General features: G+C 34.9%; 17 protein-coding genes and 1 tRNA gene. 12 read left to right on the top strand and 6 right to left on the bottom strand.

Annotation, left to right across the window (positions count from 1 at the left end; translation table 11 throughout):
- Positions 1-111 precede the first annotated feature (111 nt).
- From AC5YGG_RS06660 to AC5YGG_RS06640, 5 genes are all read left to right on the top strand, one after another.
- On the top strand, positions 112-1,224 hold the full coding sequence (locus tag AC5YGG_RS06660; protein WP_496143717.1) for a hypothetical protein: 1,113 nt from the start codon (positions 112-114) through the stop codon (positions 1,222-1,224).
- A 17-nt stretch (positions 1,225-1,241) separates the two neighbouring features.
- Positions 1,242-2,153 (top strand): hypothetical protein, encoded by a 912-nt coding sequence (locus tag AC5YGG_RS06655; RefSeq protein WP_496143716.1) that lies wholly within the window; start codon positions 1,242-1,244, stop codon positions 2,151-2,153.
- The gene (locus AC5YGG_RS06650) at positions 2,140-2,775 is read left to right on the top strand and encodes an ABC transporter ATP-binding protein (protein ID WP_496143715.1); all 636 of its coding nucleotides are present in this window, start codon (positions 2,140-2,142) and stop codon (positions 2,773-2,775) included. Before AC5YGG_RS06655 ends, AC5YGG_RS06650 begins: the two co-directional genes overlap by 14 nt.
- 123 nt (positions 2,776-2,898) lie before the next feature.
- The gene (locus tag AC5YGG_RS06645; RefSeq protein ID WP_496143714.1) at positions 2,899-3,897 is read left to right on the top strand and encodes an MsnO8 family LLM class oxidoreductase; all 999 of its coding nucleotides are present in this window, start codon (positions 2,899-2,901) and stop codon (positions 3,895-3,897) included.
- A gap of 71 nt (positions 3,898-3,968) precedes the next feature.
- The gene (locus AC5YGG_RS06640; protein ID WP_496143713.1) at positions 3,969-4,526 is read left to right on the top strand and encodes an AAA family ATPase; all 558 of its coding nucleotides are present in this window, start codon (positions 3,969-3,971) and stop codon (positions 4,524-4,526) included.
- 86 nt (positions 4,527-4,612) lie between these two features.
- Here the strand turns inward: AC5YGG_RS06640 and AC5YGG_RS06635 are convergent, their stop codons facing one another.
- The 4 genes from AC5YGG_RS06635 to AC5YGG_RS06620 form a co-directional block, all read right to left on the bottom strand.
- Positions 4,613-5,101, bottom strand: a complete 489-nt coding sequence (locus tag AC5YGG_RS06635; RefSeq protein ID WP_496143712.1) for a DUF2938 domain-containing protein — start codon at positions 5,099-5,101, stop codon at positions 4,613-4,615.
- Positions 5,102-5,106: 5 nt separating this feature from the next.
- A complete protein-coding gene (locus AC5YGG_RS06630; protein WP_496143711.1) occupies positions 5,107-5,406 on the bottom strand; it encodes a thioredoxin family protein in 300 nt (99 codons plus the stop codon).
- 166 nt (positions 5,407-5,572) lie between these two features.
- Positions 5,573-6,523, bottom strand: a complete 951-nt coding sequence (locus AC5YGG_RS06625; protein WP_496143710.1) for a helix-turn-helix domain-containing protein — start codon at positions 6,521-6,523, stop codon at positions 5,573-5,575.
- A gap of 156 nt (positions 6,524-6,679) precedes the next feature.
- Positions 6,680-7,018 (bottom strand): nuclear transport factor 2 family protein, encoded by a 339-nt coding sequence (locus tag AC5YGG_RS06620; protein ID WP_496143709.1) that lies wholly within the window; start codon positions 7,016-7,018, stop codon positions 6,680-6,682.
- A gap of 168 nt (positions 7,019-7,186) precedes the next feature.
- On the opposite strand from AC5YGG_RS06620, the gene AC5YGG_RS06615 reads away from it, so the two are divergent.
- The 6 genes from AC5YGG_RS06615 (at position 7,187) to AC5YGG_RS06590 (ending at position 11,715) form a co-directional block, all read left to right on the top strand.
- Positions 7,187-7,690 carry a DinB family protein gene (locus AC5YGG_RS06615; protein ID WP_496143707.1) on the top strand — a complete coding sequence of 168 codons (504 nt, stop codon included), beginning with the start codon at positions 7,187-7,189 and terminating at the stop codon, positions 7,688-7,690.
- 82 nt (positions 7,691-7,772) lie between these two features.
- Complete coding sequence (locus tag AC5YGG_RS06610; RefSeq protein ID WP_496143706.1) at positions 7,773-9,557, top strand: S41 family peptidase; 1,785 nt, start codon at positions 7,773-7,775, stop codon at positions 9,555-9,557.
- Positions 9,558-9,864: 307 nt separating this feature from the next.
- A complete protein-coding gene (gene tssD, locus AC5YGG_RS06605; protein WP_496143705.1) occupies positions 9,865-10,278 on the top strand; it encodes a type VI secretion system tube protein TssD in 414 nt (137 codons plus the stop codon).
- A 152-nt stretch (positions 10,279-10,430) separates the two neighbouring features.
- Complete coding sequence (locus AC5YGG_RS06600; protein WP_496143704.1) at positions 10,431-10,781, top strand: immunity 51 family protein; 351 nt, start codon at positions 10,431-10,433, stop codon at positions 10,779-10,781.
- Between the two features lie 64 nt (positions 10,782-10,845).
- Positions 10,846-11,340: a hypothetical protein gene (locus AC5YGG_RS06595; RefSeq protein ID WP_496143703.1), complete on the top strand. Its 495-nt coding sequence runs from the start codon at positions 10,846-10,848 to the stop codon at positions 11,338-11,340.
- A 290-nt stretch (positions 11,341-11,630) separates the two neighbouring features.
- Positions 11,631-11,715, top strand: a tRNA-Ser gene (locus AC5YGG_RS06590).
- A gap of 698 nt (positions 11,716-12,413) precedes the next feature.
- Here the strand turns inward: AC5YGG_RS06590 and AC5YGG_RS06585 are convergent.
- Both AC5YGG_RS06585 and AC5YGG_RS06580 read right to left on the bottom strand, forming a co-directional pair.
- Complete coding sequence (locus AC5YGG_RS06585) at positions 12,414-14,732, bottom strand: T9SS type A sorting domain-containing protein (protein ID WP_496143702.1); 2,319 nt, start codon at positions 14,730-14,732, stop codon at positions 12,414-12,416.
- 11 nt (positions 14,733-14,743) lie between these two features.
- The gene (locus tag AC5YGG_RS06580) at positions 14,744-17,461 is read right to left on the bottom strand and encodes a M36 family metallopeptidase (protein ID WP_496143701.1); all 2,718 of its coding nucleotides are present in this window, start codon (positions 17,459-17,461) and stop codon (positions 14,744-14,746) included.
- 707 nt (positions 17,462-18,168) lie between these two features.
- Here AC5YGG_RS06580 and gnd point away from each other — a divergent pair.
- Positions 18,169-19,566, top strand: a complete 1,398-nt coding sequence (gene gnd, locus AC5YGG_RS06575) for an NADP-dependent phosphogluconate dehydrogenase (RefSeq protein ID WP_496143700.1) — start codon at positions 18,169-18,171, stop codon at positions 19,564-19,566.
- The last annotated feature ends 12 nt before the right edge of the window (positions 19,567-19,578 follow it).

The following is a 19,578-nucleotide window of genomic DNA, read 5'->3' as shown; positions in this document are numbered from 1 at the left end:
CCTTGCAGAAATGTGAGGGTAAATTATTTTCTGAGAGTATGTACATATTATAGATGAAGTTTCCGTGGTTTTGAACAGATTTAATTATCTTTAAATAATCAGAAACATCAAATGAAAAAAATATTGCTTATCATCGGGGCTATTCTCCTGTTGGCTGTTGTTTTTCTTTACAATTTTGGAGGGTTAGATGTTTATTTGCTTAATAAAATGAATACTTCCAGGTTACCTGAAAAATATAAAAGCTATAAAGATATTGACGCTAATGATCTCATTACTTTCGGGCATCATGAAATAAAACTGATGTGGAATAGCTATGAGCCAATACAACATTTCATAAGTTCTGATGGTAATGTAATTATAGTAACCAGCGAAATTCCCAAAGACAGAAATCAGAAAGAAATAGAAACGGATGGTGAAATGGGAAGTACCCGTTTTTATATAGATTATCATTTTTATAAGCTGGATAAAGATGGAAATATCATAGACCAATATACTTATAAAGCTACCCGAGAGAACTGGAAAGAATTACTGTTCGGGGATTTTATCGTGAATTATGAAAAGAAATACTATAAATCATGGATAAAAGACGGTGATACCCTACGCAAACCTATGATTATCCAGAATGAAGATCTGAAATGGGGAGAAGATGAGCAAGTGAGTCTATATCATAAAATCATTGAGGAAGCCGATGAGTATTTAAGAGATAGTAAAAGTGGTTCAAAAGGCGTTATCACTTATTATATGAACGGAAAATGGTGTCAATTTTTCACTAATACCAAGGCTTTGAAAAACGGTTATTTCTCAGATCGAAATCCGGGATATAACAACAGCCTTTTTGGAGAAAAGCCTTTTAGTGAAAGAGCGCTGGAGCCCAATCGTTATCCGAATATTATCCCCGTATATTTTCAAAGAAAAGAATTGGATAAATTTACCTCCAGTGCATCGGGAGGCGCTATATCTTCTACCTCAAAAAGCTGGAAAGGGGATTTGTATTTTCAGCTTATGGTCAAAGGAGACACTTTAAAATTTAAAAGAGAAATGTCATTTGATGAAGATTTTCCCACTGAAAAATTTTATAATACCAAAGGCGAAAATATCAGAAAACTAAAGGCAGACATTGAAAAACATTATTCACCTTATTTTTATTTTGAAGATAAAAATCTTAACTTTCAGCTTTTCACAACACGACAGAGTATGTTGTATATTATAAAACCTATTAAATAAAAGAGAATCAGGAGCTTTTGAAAAAACTAATTAATCATTTCCAATTCAGATTCAGACAGAGTTTCAGATTGTTGAACCTGAACCCCAGACGCAGCGTTCCTGTTTTGATGGTCCTGGGTGCTTTAATTGCCGTTAAATTACCCGAAAATTATTATTATCCCGGATTGTTTTTTGGACTCATCATTTTGTTTCATTATGAAAGAAAAGATATTCCTTTTCTAAAGAAAGTTTTTGTACAAAGCTGGAGATGGGTTGTTGTATTGGAAGCAACTATTATATACAGTATTTTACTGCTGGGAAATATCAATTATAAAATTGAAAAAATAGGATTGGGGCTTTATGCTTTAATGGCTTTATTTGCTTTTCTGTCTCCAAGAACACAACCGAGGGCAACCCTGCAGTGGAACTTTATTCCTGATGATTTATTTGAATGGAAAGGGTTTCTGCGAAAAAACAGTTGGATCGCTATTATTGGTTTTATAATCGTCCTGCTTTCATCCTATCATCCTGCAACTCTCATTCTGGTGGGAGTTTTTGTGCTGGATTATATCTCTCACATCTATGAGCCTCATGAGAATAAAGAAATGCTAGAAATGTATTTCAAAAAGTATACTTTAAAGGAGAAAATAAGAAAAAATTCCCTGTTTTTTAATATGTTGCTTTTGCCGGTTTACTGTTCTTTTTTGATTTTAAATCCTTATGAAAGCTTTTATGTATTGTATTATTTTACTTTTATGAATCTGTATTTCCTGCTGATCCTTACCAGGAAATATAAAAATTATAACCATAAAAATAAGAACGGTGACTACGGTATCGGGGTATATCTTGAGTACTTTGTATGTTGTATGACCGTTATTCCTGCTATTTTAATATTGAAATCAAATCTAAAGACAGCCGATCATAATATCAGAACCTATGTTGGAGATTAAAAATGTAAACGTTGAGTTTAAAAATCAAAAAGTATTAAACGACCTGAATCTGTCTATAGAAGAAGGATGTATCTTGGGAATTCTTGGGAAAAACGGAGCGGGAAAGACCACCTTGTTTGAATCTGTTTATCAAAGCATACAATTTTCAGGGAATATCAACTGGAAGAATGAGCGCTTACAACGAAAACAGATTTCCTATCTTGAAACGGAAAATTACTTTTATCCTTATATCACCGGAGAAGAATATCTGGCTTATTTTTTATCCCAAAAAGAAAGTGAAATCACGGAAATTATTAAAAAATTCAATCTCCCACTACAAAAATATGTACAATATTATTCCAGCGGAATGAAGAAGAAGCTTGCCCTTATCGGAATGCTGATGCTGGATAAACCTATCAATATTCTCGATGAGCCATTCAATGGGGTAGACTTTGAAGGAGTTCATATCCTTTATGATATCATCAGGCAGCTGAAATCGGAAAACAAAGTAGTGATCATAAGTTCCCATATTATTGAAACCCTTTTTCATACCTGTGATAAAATTGCGCTCCTTCAAAACGGAAAAATTGAAAAGGTTTATCATAAAGAAGATTTCGGTCTTTTGAATACCCTTAAGTTTTAATTCTGGAAATAGCCTTTGAAATGAAATTGCAGTCTGATTCTGAAATAATATCATGTTGTTTTTCTTGTAAATAAAAGCTTTTTCATACCTTCACTATACGTTGATCCATTTTATTTCAACAGTATGAAACTGAAATTAGGTATATTAGACCAGTCTCCCGTCAGCCATAAAGATTCTTCAGCAGAATCAGCAGTAAAGAATAGTATCAATCTTGCTTTATTTGCAGAAGAAGCAGGTTTTCACAGCCTCATGTATTCTGAACATCATGGAGTAATGGCATATGGAAGTTCAAGCCCGGAGCTTCTTGCCACTATTGTTTTAGGTAAAACTAAAAGAATAAAAGTAGGAACAGCAGGAATTATGATGAGGAATTATTCCGCATATAAAATTGCTGAGTGGACAAAGTTATTAGCAACATTGTACCCTGAAAGGTTTATTCTGGGATTGGGCAAAGCTCCCGGAGGATTAAAAGACGCTGTAATGGCATTGAATAATCATAAACCCGTGATCCTGTCTAATCTGGAAACAAAACTGGAAGGAATCATTCAATACATCAGGGAAGAAAAAGGAGTATATGAAGGACTTATTGCGCAGCCGACCCAGGTAAAAAAATTACCGGAAATTCTTTGGCTCGGTTCCGGAATGACTTCTGCTAAGGAAGCCGCTCTACATGGTGTAGGATACTCTTTTGCTGCTTTCATGAATAGTGATAATGGGGGAGAAGTTACTGAGACCTATCTCAGAGAATTTGATGAAGATCAATATACTTCAGAGCCCTCTCTACAAGTGGCTGTTGCAATTTCTATTGCTGAAAATGCTGAACTGGCAAAAAGAAATGCTTATGGGATGGCTTATCAGTTTTTACAGTCACGACAATTGGTAAGTCCGGAACCTGTTTTATCTACTGAAATGATCGAACGGAGAATATTGGGAACCAAAGATGAAGAAGAATTCTTTACAACTCTTGACCGGATTATTACGGGAACCCCTCAATCTGTTTATCAGGATTTACAAACAGTTGCTGAGAAATATCAGACAGATAATATTCTTTTGTTGTGCAATATGTACAGAGAAGAAGACCGAATGAATACCTATAAGAATATTATCGAGAATAATAAATAATTCCACCTTAAAACCTGAAACATACCTTTTTTTCATGTGGAATTAAACAACCTTAAATCGAATGAATTCCAATGAAACAGACACATTCAAAATTATATATCCTTACGGGCGGACCGGGCTCAGGAAAAACATCCTTACTGAATGAACTTACGCATAAAGGATTTATCACAGTTCCTGAAGAAGGAAGAAGAATTATCAAAGAACAGATTAATATCAATGGTGATGCTTTGCCCTGGAAAGATAAAAAAGGGTTTGCAGATCTGATGTTTAAAGGATCTGTGAGTGCTTTTCAGGAAATGAACAAACTTGATGATCAGCCTATTTTTTTTGATCGGGGAATATTAGATACTATTGGCTATCTTAAACTGGAAAGAATTCCTGTATCCCAAGAAATGAAGATGATAGCCAGCGAAATAAAATACCATAACCCTGTTTTTATCCTTCCGCCCTGGAAAGAAATCTATGAAAATGATTCTGAAAGAAAACAAACCTTTGATGTTGCTAAGACTACTTTTGATTGTATGAAAGAAACGTATCAGGAATACGGTTACAATCTTATTGAAGTTCCAAAACTGACTATAGAACAAAGAGTGGAATTTATACTCGATGTTATTGCCAATGAATTATAAAGAGTGAATTTTTCTTTTGCTTTATCTGTAATTACCTGTTTTACGAAAAAAACGGACCTAAGCCCGTTTTATAACCTTTATTTCTCTTATTTGAAAAGAATAGAGATAAATAATCCTGTTAAATATAATCCAATACCATAGATAAGGTGCGCCTGTAAACTCCGAAACCTTGCAAGGGCGGGATTGGGGAGTTTAGAAGCAGCAAAACCAAAACCAAATGCCGGCTGCATCATAAACCAAGGTGCTAAAGTAGTAGCAAGACCAGTAAAAATAGGAGGCAAAATAGTAGGCGTTACCAGCCAGTTTTCACCCCAGATCAAAAGTAGAATATAGGCAAACGTAATTCCTATCAGATAATGTGAAGTCCAGCCAATGATCTGCTCACCCTGAATAGGCGTGGTTTGTATAATATTGGAATGACAGAACTTTCCATCTTTAAAATGTCCTATCCATCTGCCTAAAATCCGATAATCTAAGGAAGGAATATTCCAGAATTTCCTGATGATAAGAGCATACACATCCATAAAGACGGTAGCTCCTACACCAAGTAACACAGCATCAATTAACATATTCATTTTAGCTATTTTAAACTGATCAATAGTTCTTCTAATGCCGCTTCAGCAAAAGTTCCCGAGCTGCGCCAGACTTCCTTGTTATTTTTTAAGATAACAAAAGTAGGAACCGATCTGATTCCATATTTTACCGCGAAATCCTGCTGTTCATCTACATCGATCTGATGTACATTTAACCAATCTTCCAGTTTTACTTTCAGGTTGTTAACTACAGGAGTCATCATTTTGCATGGATAACACCATTCAGCATAAAACTGAAGCAGCATTAATGAATCAATTTCCTGTACGTTCTGATTTTTCTCTGTCATTGTTCTAAAATTTATTGATACAAAATTAGAGAAGTCAATGGCTGTGCAGCTGACACAAATCGGAGAGAAAGTGGTACAAATCAAAGATTTTAAAGAAGGCAAGTCCAGATGTTGTTTAAGAATAGCTAAAGTGCTCTGTCTGGTGTGATTTTATATTCGAGAATATTCAGTGTTTATGGTTTTTACGGTAATGAAGCGGAGTAATTCCGGTTTGTTTTTTAAAGAAACGTCCAAAATAAGAATCATCTGTAAAATTAAGATCCGCTGCAATCATAGAAACGGTATCATTCGTTTGAATAAGTCTGGATTTCGCTTCCTGTATCAGTTGTTTCTGAATAAAATGGCTTGCAGGAAAACCGGTAACCTCTTTAATAACATCATTCAGATGATTAGGGTGAATATGTAAGAGTTCTGCATAGTTTGAAACCTGTTTTTTATCCATAAAATGTTGATTGACCAGTAATTGAAACTGAGAAGCAATCTGATCTTTTCGGGATAAAGAAAATGCATCAGCAGATGTTTGCCTGTTGTAAATACGTTCGGCTTCCAGTAAGATAACATTCAGAAACATGCGGGTAAGCAAATCATCATTAAAGGTGGTTTTCTGGCATTTTTCACTGTTTAATTTCCAGAAAAGGTGTTCCATCATCTGAATCTCACGCTCCGACAGTTTTAAAAAAGGCTTTTGATTCATTTGGAAAAAAGGGAACTGATTAAGCTTGATCTGATGTTTAATACACAGCAGAAAATAATCTACATCAAACATACAGAAGATTCCTTTTATATCTTCACTCCACCGCTCTATAACATGTAATTGATTTTCTCCGATAAAATATAACGTCCCGGATGTAAAATGATACTGATGATGTCCTATAGTTTCATCTATTTCCCCGTCTGTAAGAAGGACAATGCTGTAGAATTTCCTCCTTGTCTGCTTTCCCTCAATGGATTTTTGACCTTTTTTAAGTTCTTCCAGTCTGGCGATTTCCAGAAAGCCATTTCCATGCGAATAAGTAATATGATTACACTCTTCACAAAAAGATGCCGGGGCATCATTCATGTAGAAGTCCTTAAAATCTTGTTCATTTCGTAGTTCTTTAATCTCAGTTGGCTTCATATTTAAATCTTGTCGCTGAAAAAGGATTTTGCTTTAAAGATACATATAGATCATGATTTTATAAGGGAAAAATACCTATGAAGTCTATAGAAAATTTATATAAAAACAGCCACTCCAAAGAAATGGCTGTTAAATTTTAATCTATATTTTGCACAATTACTGATCATTAAGTAAAGGTCTCGGATCAAATAATACCTTTAGAGAAACTATCTTGCTGTCCATAATATGGTACCATCCGGATGATAAAATGGTTTTCTTTCCCATATCAATATTATACCAGAAACATACATCTTCTTCGGAAGTAAAGGTTTTAATGATCTGATATTTAAATTTCATCTGCTTCATGTCTTGTATGTACACTGAAGCACCTTCTCTGGTACCAATTACGCCTATAAATTTGAAATCAGGATGAAGGCAGCTTTCCGCCTTATCAAAATCTTCCTCATTTAAGTATTGAATAAACTGCGCTGCGATGTTTTGATTTGTATTGCTCATAATCTTATATTTATAAGAACAAAATTAACAGATCATTGAAGATTATACTTGTGACTATAATCACAAAATAGGCTGAGATTTTATTTGTTTTTCTCTTTTTCGTTATTGATTTTTATATTTCCTCATATATAAATTTAATATATTTATCAAATTAAAAACCAGATCAATATGGAAATCACCTCTGTGAAATCATTCATAGATTATTATGAAAAAATCAGGTCAAGAACTAATAAACTTATTGCTGTTGTACCTCCCGAACATATCGACTTTACCTATAAACCGGGGAAATTTACCATAGGAGATCAGATACGGCATATTGCCACCATTGAACGGTATATGTATGGTGAAACCATTTCAGGAAGACCGAGTGCCTATCCGGGATGTGGAAAAGAATTTGCAGAGAGTTACGAAGATGTTGTAGCTTTTTTCAATGAAATGCACAGACAGTCTATAGAAATAATCCGTAATCTCTCAGATGAAGATTTAAAACGCAAATGCCTGACTCCTGCCAATAACGAAATTTCAATATGGAAATGGCTGAGAGCAATGGTTGAACATGAAATTCATCACAGAGCAGAGCTATACATTTATCTTAATCTTCTTGATGTGAAAACACCGCAGATATTTGGGTTTTCAGCAGAAGAAGTTCAGGATTTAAGTGTTAAATTGTAAAAAAAATCAATTAATAAACGGATTTTTTTAGCATAAATTAAATATGGTTAATTTGTATATTTAGCCCTTCAAAAAAATAACAATGACCAAACCCTTTATCATCCCTTTATTATTGCTGATAAACACCGTATATGCTCAGTCGAATCTGGATGTAAAACCCGGAGATACTCTTAAATACTCACCGCAGTCTAAAAAACCGACATGGATTTCCATACAATCAAGAAATGCCAATCTTGCCGTATCTATATTTCAGGATGGAAAAAAAATAAAAGAACAGGATGATTCAAGGGGAATAAACAGTGTTGAACGTCTTTATTTTACACCGGAAAAAGGTAAAAAATATGAATTCAGAATCTGGGCAAAATCTTATCTTCAGAAAAGTAAATCAGCAGCAGTTTCAATTACGGAAGGAAAAAGTATTCCGATTCTGGATGGTCAATTGCCTGCGGAAAAATTTGTAGAAGACTTACATACTTTTCGCTCCATTAGAGAATCTGCGAATTCAGGATTGTATGTTTACAGAAGTAAGCAGCAGATAGACAGTATGTATCAAAAAGCTGAAGAAGAAGCCAAAAACTGTAAAAATATCTTTGATTTCTACAAAGTGATAGCAAAAATTACAGGATTTGAAGGAAGCTGCCATAATTATACAGATCTTCCCAATCACGCATCCTATTATTTAAGCCAGAAATCAGAATATCTGCCCATCACTTTAAAAAATATTAACGGACGGTTATTACAGGATTCAAAAGATGTTAAGATTCCGCTTGCTGCAGAAATTTTATCCATTAATGGAATTCCTGCAAAAGAAATGATTGATCGTTTTGCAACATATTATTTCTCCGATGGCTATTCCATGCCTTATAAAGAGATAACAGGCTTCGAAAGAGGAATGCTTGATAAATTTTATATAGAATTTGGAACTCACAAAAATTATGAGATCAGTTATAAATGGAACAATCAGGTATATCACGTAACCTTACCGGGAATACAGCTGGAAGATTTTAAAAAGCTTCAGGAATCCCGACATTCTCTTATTGCCGATAAAAAACTTCTGGCAGAAAAATACAGCTTTACTAAAGAAGGTGAAAATATTTACCGTTTATCAGTGAGAGGCTTTGATTTTGCAACGGGTAAAGAAGATCCAGCCTATAAAAAGTTTAGTGTCTTTCTTGATCAGATGATGGATACTCTTGAAAAAGGTAAAATTGATAATCTGATTATTGATTTAAGAGGAAATACAGGAGGAACGGGCGCCCTTTATGAAAAAGTTTTCACTTATCTTACCCAAAGACCTTTCCGGGACAGTCATTATGCATACACCCAATTTAATGAAGTGCCTATGGATGAAAAACTGATTATTACCAATCTTTTTCTTTCCAATGGAGTGACGGATAAAACAGGATTGAATGCTTACCTTAAACAATTATATCCAAAACAGGTTCAGGGAAAATATTATTGGAGTGACGACAAAAACCCTTCAATTTTGCCTAATGAAAGAACATTTAAAGGACAACTTTATTTACTGGTAGATCATCGTGTAGCTTCTGCTGCATCTCATTTGGCATCATTAATTAAATCCTATACTAACGCTATTGTCATTGGGACAGAAACCGTAGGCGGATATTATGAACATAACGGACATTTACCTTTAGTGTATGAATTGCCAAATACCGGTATTCAGACAGGATTCTCCATTGTTCATGTGATTCAGGATGCACAAAATCTTCCGGATCAGAAAAGAGGGCAGGGGATTACACCACATATTAAGATACAGCAGACTGATCAGGGATTCTTAGCCGGAGAAGATGTTTATCTGAAAAAAGTATTTGAAATACAGAAACAGTATAACAAAACACTGCAGTAGTACAATATGAAAGTCACAAATTAATCATTTGTGGCTTTTTTTTAACTCCATTTGTATAATATTTCTCTTGTCAGTGCAAAAAATATATCTTTTAGTTATTACTGTGTTTTGTATTTATTTAATTGTTTTACAGTGTGTTATTGTTTGTTTTTAAAACAATGGATAGTTGACTTATTCTTAAAAGTCGTAGAATTACTACAAATTTTCAGATTGAGGGGTAAAAATTTTTTGAATATAAATAACCGCTTTATATTTGTTATACAATCACACCATTACAAAATATTATTAACGATTAAAATTTACGGTTATGGCAGAAAGAAACTCAAGAGGAATCTTAAAATTCAACGGAGGAGAAGGACAAAAATTATTAAAGCTTAATTACAGCGTATCAAGATCTACAGACGTTTCCGGGCGTGTGGCTTCAGATCCTTCCAATGCATTAATCAAAATTACAGTAGAAGCTACTGAAAAATCCGACATTCTGGAAAGCTTACTGAACGGAAAGTACAAACCTACAAAAGGAGAAGTTACCTTCAACAAATCTCACGAAGAAGGAACTCTGATCACATTGAACTGGGAAAATGGCTATGTGATTCATCATGAAGTTGAATTTGATGCTATTGATAGCAACAGTATGTTGATCAGTTTTGTCATCAGTGCAGAAAGAATAGATTATGGTAATTCAGGCTATTATGGATTGTGGCCAAACGCAGCAAGCTAATCTCTATGGTTATTTAGCAACGAATTTGCACTTTTAAAAACCTGACTATTATTTTTCACCTGACTTCTGAAGTTTTCCTTCAGGACTATGCCCTGTGCGCAACATTGAATATCAGGACATGACGGAAATGTACTTTAAAGAACTTGAATAAAATGAATATCAATCAATTAAAAGAAATAATTAACCCTTTTTTCTGGGTAGAACATAACAATAGCTTTTCAGTATGTTTAAACGTAGGGAGCTATAAGCAGGAAGTCTTTGATGTAAGAGTAGATGAAGGTTTTGAGGGGAATGGCTACGACTGGAGTTCTCTTGCTCATGTTTTTCTGGAAGAAAAAAGACCGGATTTAAAGAGCAGTATTCGTTTTGACCCGGAAGGAAGTATGTTTTGTGCTTATTCTTCTGAGGACGAAAAGTTGAAAGACTTCATTTTGGATTTTAAAAGAATCTGTGAAGATGAAGCATTGGTCAATGACCTGTTCTCAAGGGCAGAACTTGATTGATTGTAATTCAGTATAAAATTAAAGATTTTCAGTATTAAAATTTAAACCAACTTATCAAATTACTATGAAAAAAATATTTTCTGAGCTTAAAGGCTTTGTGATATACAGCCCTGAGCTTCTTGCAAAATACCTTCAGGAACATAATCTGCCCGGCAATAATATTTTGAAATACTTTGTTGAAAACGAACATGGTGATGAGATCACAAAATCGGGAATCGCTATTCCTCTTATTGGAGTGGAAGAGGATTATTATTCCTTTTGTATCTCTACAAACGGAGATCATGTTTTAGGAAATGGGGAAGTGGCTGTTCAGTCTGAAGGATGGATATATCAGACAACAAACAACGAATTAAAGGTTGTGGGGATCGGTTACTTAAAAGATATTTCTACCATTACGGATGAAAACAGTGTTAAACTTACATTAGAGAATGGATGGTCTTCATTAAAAATTCTGGCAGGAATCAAGAACGGAGAAAGAGTTTTTGAACTTCATACTCAGAAAGAAGAAACCAGACCCAGCTTTAGTGGTGATGTTACTACAACTTATTATTATAACTAATAATTATGCATAGCATACGTTAGCTGCTTTATAGTTTATACTTTTATCAAAAATAAATGGTTGCAAAAACAGATATTTTTACAATTATGAATAATTATCGTTTAGAGGCAATAAAAAGGTTGATTTCCAATTTGTTTTGTCGGCTGTAATGACTTTGTAAAATCTTCGTTATATATCACTGATTCCCGTTATCTACTGAGGAAATTAAGTTTTTTGAAAAAACATTTTGTTGGTGTAAAAAAAGTTTCTATATTTGCACCACTGAAAACGACGATACAATCGGAGTTTAGGGAGAGTTGGCAGAGTGGTCGATTGCGGCAGTCTTGAAAACTGTTGACTGTAACAGGTCCGGGGGTTCGAATCCCTCACTCTCCGCAAACAAAAGCCTTAGAATTTTCATTCTAAGGCTTTTTTATTTTCTTACTCAATATATTTTATCACAGAAAATAGGATCAAGCACAAAGTTGTGGACTAAGCAAAAAGTTTGGTTAATCTGAAGAGAAAAAAGTTTCTGTCTTTGACTCCTCTGAGTTGCATTCTGAAGTTTTTGATTTTAGCATTAAAAGATTTGATCCAAATATTTCAGGAAGCTAAGAGGTGCGACTTTGTTGGTGAAAAAGCTTTGTGAATAGACATCCGCTTAGAAAGAATCAATGAAATTGATTCCATCCTTTGCTTTCTTAAGAATATGAGATAAGATTATAAAACTTTGCGTCAAATTAAATTCCGTAAATCACTAGCAATGTGATCCTTCAGTTTTGGAGAATGATTCAAAGTGTTCTACTAAAAAATCAGGAAGTAGAGAAGATTCAAATGTTTATTTCAGGAAGTTAAAAAGAAAGATTTTATCGCTGAAAAAGCTTTGTGGATAGGCATCCGCTTATAAAGAATCAATGAAATTAATTCCATCCTTTGCTTTCTTAAGAATATGAAATAAGGTTATAAAAATTTTGTGTCAAATTAAATTCCATAAATCCTAACAATATGATCCTCCAGCTTTTGAGACTGGTCCCTTTTATAAATAAAAAAGGAGCGATTGTAAACAACCGCTCCTTACCATTTTAATATTAATCTTAATTCTTAACTATTTTATTTGAGCTTACAATTCCTTTGCTATCTGTTGTGCTAATAATATAAACACCCTTTGGAAGCTGTTCAACATTCAGGTCCAGTTTTTTCTGGTTGGTATTAATATGTAATACTTTTGCTCCGGAAACACTGTATATTTCCACCTTAGTTAGCGTGGATGGAGAATCTACAGTAAGTTTAGTACTGAAAGGCACAGGATATATCTTTGTATTTTGTTTTTCTACACCTTGATTTTGTGTTGCCAAAGTAGATGTACAATCGGTAATAAGTAAATTGTAAACAATATCACGATAATTATTCTGTAATAAATCATTTGGATCCGATACAATATTTGGATCAACCGTATATGCAAATAAATAAGAATCCTCGCCTACTGTTTTCTCAGGCGCATCGCCTGCCGTATTGATAAGAGGGTAATCGCCGAGTATTTCCAGCCAGTATTTTGTAGATGTTGCTCCGTCAAGCACTAATGGCTGATCAAAAATAGCTGTTACTTTATATTTTCTAACTAAACTCTCTCCATCAGTTACTTCTCCAATTTTTTCTTTGGTATTGGTTACAGGTATATTCGTTAGCAAAGGAGTGGCTGTAATGTTAGGTTTATTAGTCGCCGGATCATTACTTCGCAGATTAAATTTTAGTTGTTTATTATCACTTAAATCGGTAGTGGCGCTTAAAATAAATGCTTCAATATCGATCCCCTTGATGATTAATTGTTTACCTGGATCTACTATAATATCCATTAATTGAGAGAATATATTAACTAATGGTACTCCCTGACTAAAAAGTTCGTTAGGATTTTCAGGATTTACCGGATTTGCAGTTACTGCCTGCGTACACATCTGTTGGGTACATACTGCAGAAAGCTGATAAACTATCTCATATCCTTTATTGTGAAGGTTCCATGAAGTGGTATTGTTTTTTACTGCCATTGCGTTTCCTATTGCAAAATAGGGATCTGCTTCCAAAGCTGCGGCATCGGTTTTTATATTCAGCCATTTTCTGGATTCCGTGAGAGTACCATAAGTAAGGATAGGGGTGTTAAATTTAACAATATACTTATAAAAGCTTTTGCCATCAACAGTATAAGCCAAGGTCTTTTCCTGAATTGTGCCGGTAATATTTGAAATCAGTGATCCTGGAAGGTTATTGGCGTCATTCAGTTCTTCAAAATTAATGTAGGTAGCATTTCCTTCTAAAACAAGCGTTATCCCATTGATGGTTGAAGATTTTCCGTTGTACATAGGTAAGTCAATGGCAAGTTCCTGTTGGTTTGTTCCTCCAAGGGATTCGGAAACATGACCATTTGTGCCGGGGGTACCTACGTTACAAGGTTCTTTTATAGGGTTTTTACCTGCATCAATCTTAAGCTGCTGGGAGAAGACTTCGCTTCCACTAAGGCATGATTCATTGCTATGAGTATACCATCTTAAGATTCCGGTTATAGGAGAAGTCCAGGAGAATTCTTGCTCAGTAATCGTCATGAGGGTTGCCCCGTCTTGACTTTTAAAAGTTGTAAAAATATTTGGAACTCCCAACTTGAAAGAATAGGTAATTCCTTCACTCACCAATATTTCGGTATAGGCACCTGTTTTTGCAGTATTGGTAATGGTTTGATAAGAATTAATATTTACTAGATGAGACGGAATAAAAAGAGAGGTAAGGTTGGCTCCGTTTGCTGATGTATCACACCCTTGTGGTGCCATAATATTTACGGTGTAATCTTCTACCTGACCATAAGTATTTCCTAAATCACAACCATTAGTGGCGTATTTAATAGGTACTGAAGTGGTTTGCCTTTTCATCACTCGCATTCTGGTGCTGCCAAGTTTGGCATTTCCCGGCACTGTAATATTAGCTGTCAAAACTTTGTCATCTAACCCAGTAGAATTTTGGATATATCCCAACTCGAAACGTTCTTTTTTACCTTCTGTATCGGTAATGTTAACAGGTCCAAAAATACCGTCACCATTAAAATCAATGTATACCGTAAAACTTTCCAGATAGTTTCCTTCCGTATTTCCTTTAAGCCGTATTTCATAAGTACGGAAAATTCCCAAGTCGGTAGATATCGCTGTAAAATCTTCGTATCCTACAGTTGTTTGTGGGGAAGTAGCATTGTTAATAGTTCCAATAGACACTAGTGTAATCGCTTCGGGGTCAGTTGGGGTAATCGTGCAATAATCCAATAGTGTAGCTTTCTTTTCAAAAGCTTTAGTTTTCTTTTTGTAAGAAGGTGCATTGTTTCCGTACATTAAAATAAAAGAAAACAAGCTTAGTAATACGATATAATATTTTTTCATTTTATCAGCCATTAGTTTTTAATGATTTTTTTAGTAACCACACTTTCTGTAGTATAGAGTTTTAAGATATATACCCCTTTTGATAATGAAGAAGTACTGATGCCCTTTCTTTGCTCTGCTGCGTTCACTGTCTGTGTAGATACCAGACGACCTGTGCTGTCAAAGATTTCTGCTTTTACAACATTTTCTTTCGCCATTACATACACCACATCTTTTGCAGGGTTAGGGAAAATACTAATCTCCGTTGTTTTTACATTTACATTTTCAGTTCCTAGTGCCGCTTCACAACCTGCAGGTAAATCAAATGCCTGTGTACCATCCATTCTTGAAGTTGAAAGTCCTTGCTGGGCACTATATCCTAATCCTCTTTTTGCGAACGCTTCCCAGATCATACATTTGTTTTGTCCGTTAAAAAGAAGTTCATCCGCTTGTAGAATACCATCACGTCCTTCTACAAACCCCGGGTTAGGAACCTGCATTTTTTGCCCTTGCAATACGAGATCTAATGCCATGTTATTTCCTCCTGAGTTGGATTTATGATCCGGGTTGAAGCCATATTTGTCCACAAATTTCCAATGCATTTCCCAAAGCATCAATGCCCATAAATAGCCTGTAGGATGTTGCTTATTATCTCCCGCGCCAATTTCTTTCAGGTAATCATAGGTGTGAGGATTGATGCTCATATCTGTAGTATATGGTTTTGGGCGCATCCCGCCACCGCCAAAGGAATAGTTTCCCATATTGACCTCGTCTGCTCCGGTCTGGCTGGCTTGTTGGGTAAGGTTTAAAGCTGCATAATCACTCCAGCCTTCATTCATACCCTCTTCTCCAAGCATACTGTTATTGGTAAGGCGACCAGAGACTGCATGGGTATATTCATGCAAAATAACCTGACTGTCGAAACCACTGTCTCTATGGGTCATTGCATAATTATCGGAAGGTAAGGTTACCGCAGGTGCTGTATTATTCGCTATTGCATCTTTTAGCTGGTTGCCAATCGTTTGCTCTATTCCTATAATAGGGTATTTCAGATCGTCATTATTAGCATTGGCATCAACTACACTAATTCCACCAGCAAAGGGTTCAGGAGAGTTGTTGATGATAATAATCCCTTTTGGGTTGTGATTTCTGATGTTGTTAATTTTGGTGACGAAATCGCAGTTCCCTCGATCTACCATGACAATTTTATTGGTAAAAGTATTTGCATTAACAATAGGATTCTCACAACCATCGTGAGGATTAATGCCTGCACCATCGTCAAGTAGCACAATATTTCCTGTCACTTTAGGGTCATTTGCATAATCAAAGACTGTATTATTCCCTGAAACGCCTTTGTATATATTGGCGAGCGCTCCATCTTTAATCTGCATTACTCCCGCACCTTCGGCTAAAGTTTCAAATTGGAAAAATACAGTTGTGGGATCAATACCAAGAGATTGATTATACACCATAAAAGCATTATTTGTCTGTTTGTGTTCACCCAAACCTCCTAAGGTAATTCCTGTTACATGCTTGCCTTCTCCGGTATTGGCTTGAAAACTCCCTGCTTTCGGATTGAAACCATGATAATATAAAATATCGTGAATAGAATTGATAGAATAGAACATCTGAGTGGTAGAAGCATCGTGATAGGCTAATGGATCATAATTAGTAGAGTTTCCGGGGGTTGGAAAATCAAATGCCAAATTTGTTCCGCCATAAGCTTCATTTTTTAGAGACTGAGAAACTTGTGATATCATTAAAGTTTGAGTAAGGATCAGATCTGAAGCTTCACCTGTTAAATCTGCACTTACATGGGCATTATTACCAATGGTATGATAAGGGGTTAAAGCCGGAGCATCAGGATCTCTGAGGACCGGGATTACTTTATGCCAGCCTTCTTGGGAAGCAACAGGGTCGGCAACATTTGATAACAAGGTAAAGTCATGTTTAAGTGGACTTTCAAAATTGGCAGGGATTACACGGTAACTTCCAGAGGTAAAGGGAGGTTTTTGGGCAATATTTGCATATTCTTTATAAATCCACTCATAATCTTTGCTGTCGTTATGATATACATTACTTTTTGTTGCCTTAGGATCAAAGCTGCACTCGTTAACTACCGAAGTTTTACTCAATAATTCGCCTGTATTGGCGTCTATAATAACTTCATACAGAGGAATATGATTGTTGTTTTTATCCTCATCGATAGAAGCAAGGAAAATCCAGCCTAATTTAAGCCCGTCTTTAGTTTGAATATAATTAAGTAAAGTTTTTTCCGATGAAAACTTTACAACATCAGTTTGGCTTATCTTTCCTTTTTTTAAAGCGTTTTCATATTCTCCAATAGAATTCAGCTTTAATGATTTTTTACCTAATGATGAAGCCATTTTTTCCGCAGCTTGTTCCACTGTTAGAGACGGTATAGCTGAAGGGGCAATTTCAAATGTGAAATTATTGTTGAAATGCAATACCTGCTTATTGCGGATCTGAAACGTTCCGTAACTACCATACACGGGTATATTATTTACTTTTTGCTGGATTTTTACATAATCTCCAACATTATTACCCACGGTATTTTCATTAATTACATCATAATAAATTTGAGATTTTAGAATGTTCTGATTTTTTACCTTCAAAGTTTTATTTGAAACAGCAGTCTTTAAATAATTGTCTACAATCTGCAATGTGGATTGCGCAAAAAAACCACTCGATGCAAAACACATTGATAGTAAAATGTATTTGTTTTTCATTTGTGCAAAATTTTTTTATTAATAATTTGCCAAATTAAGATTTAAATAACCTGATTTTCATCATATACATTTGAGTGACAGCCCATGTATATAGATTGTATCTGTTTAATTGTGTATATGTATTTGATTAATAGTCGGTTAATTTGTATTTTGAGAATTGTAAAATGACCTTACGTAAATGATTTGTATACAAATTGAATGTTTTTTTGATGCTGAATACTCATTTTTTATCTAAAAAATACCACTCTTGTCAATTGAAAATTAATAAAATAATAATGTTTTATTAATGATATTATAATTTTTGAATCGGTTGAGCCCTTAAAAACAAATTATTACGAAATAAAACAGATAATTGAGAAGAGTTGATAATAATATAAGATATTAAGATTGGTCTGAGAGTTGATGAGAAAAATTAGAGAAGTTATAAAACACAAGTATCATAACTTGTTTCAACCTTTTTTAAGAGTTGTATAACGAATTGGTATTAATTGCTTGAATAAAAGTGAGTTTCGTTATCCAGCTTGCCTCCTTCTGTTGCAACCCTTCTATTGATTATATAAATAACTCTTTTTTTATTTCAGCCATTTCGAAAATAAGAATTAATTTTAATAAAGTATTTTAAATGCGGGATTGCTGGGTACAGTTATTTAAAAAGAATTGACCAGTAACACATAATATAAATTGAAATTCATAAAAATATTTTAAAAATGATAACATACAACTTTGGTATAGTAGGTTTAGGCGTTATGGGGCGGAACTTATTGCTTAATATGGCTGACAACGGATATGCTGTTGCGGGTTTGGATCTGGATCAGGAAAAGGCAGATTCATTACAGACAGAAGCACAAAAAGATCATCAGGTTTTTGCTACTGTTCAGCCGGAAGCATTTGTGAAATCCCTTGAGCAGCCGAGAGCTATTATGCTTTTAGTTCCTGCAGGAGCTCCTGTAGACGGAGCAATAAACAGCCTGCTTCCTTTTCTGGATGAAGGAGACATTATTATTGATGGCGGAAACACTTACTTTACAGATACAGACAGAAGATATAAAGAACTTTCTTCAAAAGGAATCCATTTTTTCGGGATGGGAATATCAGGAGGAGAAAGTGGTGCGAGAAAAGGACCCAGCATGATGCCCGGAGGTGATAAAATAGCCTATGAACGCTTGCGTCCGATCTTTGAAGCCATTGCTGCTAAAGTAGATGGTGAACCTTGTGTAGAGTTTTTAGGCAACGGATCTGCGGGTAATTATGTGAAAATGGTGCATAATGGTATAGAATATGGCATTATGCAGCTTATTGCAGAGACTTATGATATCATGAAAAATGTTTATCATTTAGACCATGAAACAATACAACAATCATTTGAGCAGTGGAATAAAGAAGAATTGAACTCTTTCCTTATTGAAATTACAGCTGATATTTTAAAACAAAAAGAAGGCGACAGCTATTTGGTAGATCTGATCTCCGATTGGGCAAAATCCAAAGGAACAGGAAAATGGACCTCTCAAAATGCAATGGATCTACAAGTTCCTGTACCGGTAATTGATGCAGCTGTAAATATGAGAGATATGTCTAAGTACAAACCGGAAAGAATTCAGGCTTCAAAAGTACTGACGTGGGATAATGATCAAAAGATTACTGATGTCAATGTAGAGGAACTGAAAAAAGGACTTTACTTTGCTATTATTACAACATATGCTCAAGGGCTTTCTCAGCTTAAAGTAGCATCAGAAGCTTACGGCTATGAACTGCATTTGGAAACTGTATGTAAAATCTGGAGAGGAGGCTGTATTATTCGGGCAACTTTATTGGAAGATTTTAGAAAAGCATTTGCATTACAGCCGGATTTACCAAATATATTGCTTGATAAGCAAATTGCCGAAAAGCTAATCAGTACACAAAGCAGTATTCGTTCAGTTCTGAAAGAAGCAATCCAAAACGGCACACCTGTTTCTGCCTGGATGAATGCATTGTCTTATTTTGATGCTTACCGTACAGAAAATTTACCTACTAATCTTATTCAGGCTCAACGTGATTTCTTCGGTGCACACACTTACGAAAGAATCGATAAAGAAGGAATTTTTCACACCCGTTGGGAATCATAAAAAACAAATCAA

The sequence above is a fragment of the Chryseobacterium sp. CS2K3 genome (assembly GCF_059515185.1).
The sequence above is the reverse complement of the archived record's forward strand: the minus strand, read 5'-3'. Positions and strand labels throughout refer to the sequence as shown.

Excerpts from the sequence above, each read along its gene's own strand:
- AC5YGG_RS06630 (WP_496143711.1), bottom strand. The coding sequence starts at position 5,406 with ATGACAGAGAAAAATCAGAACGTACAGGAAATTGATTCATTAATGCTG.
- gnd (WP_496143700.1), top strand. The coding sequence starts at position 18,169 with ATGATAACATACAACTTTGGTATAGTAGGTTTAGGCGTTATGGGGCGG.
- AC5YGG_RS06650 (WP_496143715.1), top strand. The coding sequence starts at position 2,140 with ATGTTGGAGATTAAAAATGTAAACGTTGAGTTTAAAAATCAAAAAGTA.
- tssD (WP_496143705.1), top strand. The coding sequence starts at position 9,865 with ATGGCAGAAAGAAACTCAAGAGGAATCTTAAAATTCAACGGAGGAGAA.
- AC5YGG_RS06610 (WP_496143706.1), top strand. The coding sequence starts at position 7,773 with ATGACCAAACCCTTTATCATCCCTTTATTATTGCTGATAAACACCGTA.
- AC5YGG_RS06595 (WP_496143703.1), top strand. The coding sequence starts at position 10,846 with ATGAAAAAAATATTTTCTGAGCTTAAAGGCTTTGTGATATACAGCCCT.
- AC5YGG_RS06600 (WP_496143704.1), top strand. The coding sequence starts at position 10,431 with ATGAATATCAATCAATTAAAAGAAATAATTAACCCTTTTTTCTGGGTA.
- AC5YGG_RS06645 (WP_496143714.1), top strand. The coding sequence starts at position 2,899 with ATGAAACTGAAATTAGGTATATTAGACCAGTCTCCCGTCAGCCATAAA.
- AC5YGG_RS06615 (WP_496143707.1), top strand. The coding sequence starts at position 7,187 with ATGGAAATCACCTCTGTGAAATCATTCATAGATTATTATGAAAAAATC.
- AC5YGG_RS06625 (WP_496143710.1), bottom strand. The coding sequence starts at position 6,523 with ATGAAGCCAACTGAGATTAAAGAACTACGAAATGAACAAGATTTTAAG.
- AC5YGG_RS06635 (WP_496143712.1), bottom strand. The coding sequence starts at position 5,101 with ATGAATATGTTAATTGATGCTGTGTTACTTGGTGTAGGAGCTACCGTC.
- AC5YGG_RS06660 (WP_496143717.1), top strand. The coding sequence starts at position 112 with ATGAAAAAAATATTGCTTATCATCGGGGCTATTCTCCTGTTGGCTGTT.
- AC5YGG_RS06620 (WP_496143709.1), bottom strand. The coding sequence starts at position 7,018 with ATGAGCAATACAAATCAAAACATCGCAGCGCAGTTTATTCAATACTTA.
- AC5YGG_RS06585 (WP_496143702.1), bottom strand. The coding sequence starts at position 14,732 with ATGAAAAAATATTATATCGTATTACTAAGCTTGTTTTCTTTTATTTTA.
- AC5YGG_RS06640 (WP_496143713.1), top strand. The coding sequence starts at position 3,969 with ATGAAACAGACACATTCAAAATTATATATCCTTACGGGCGGACCGGGC.
- AC5YGG_RS06580 (WP_496143701.1), bottom strand. The coding sequence starts at position 17,461 with ATGAAAAACAAATACATTTTACTATCAATGTGTTTTGCATCGAGTGGT.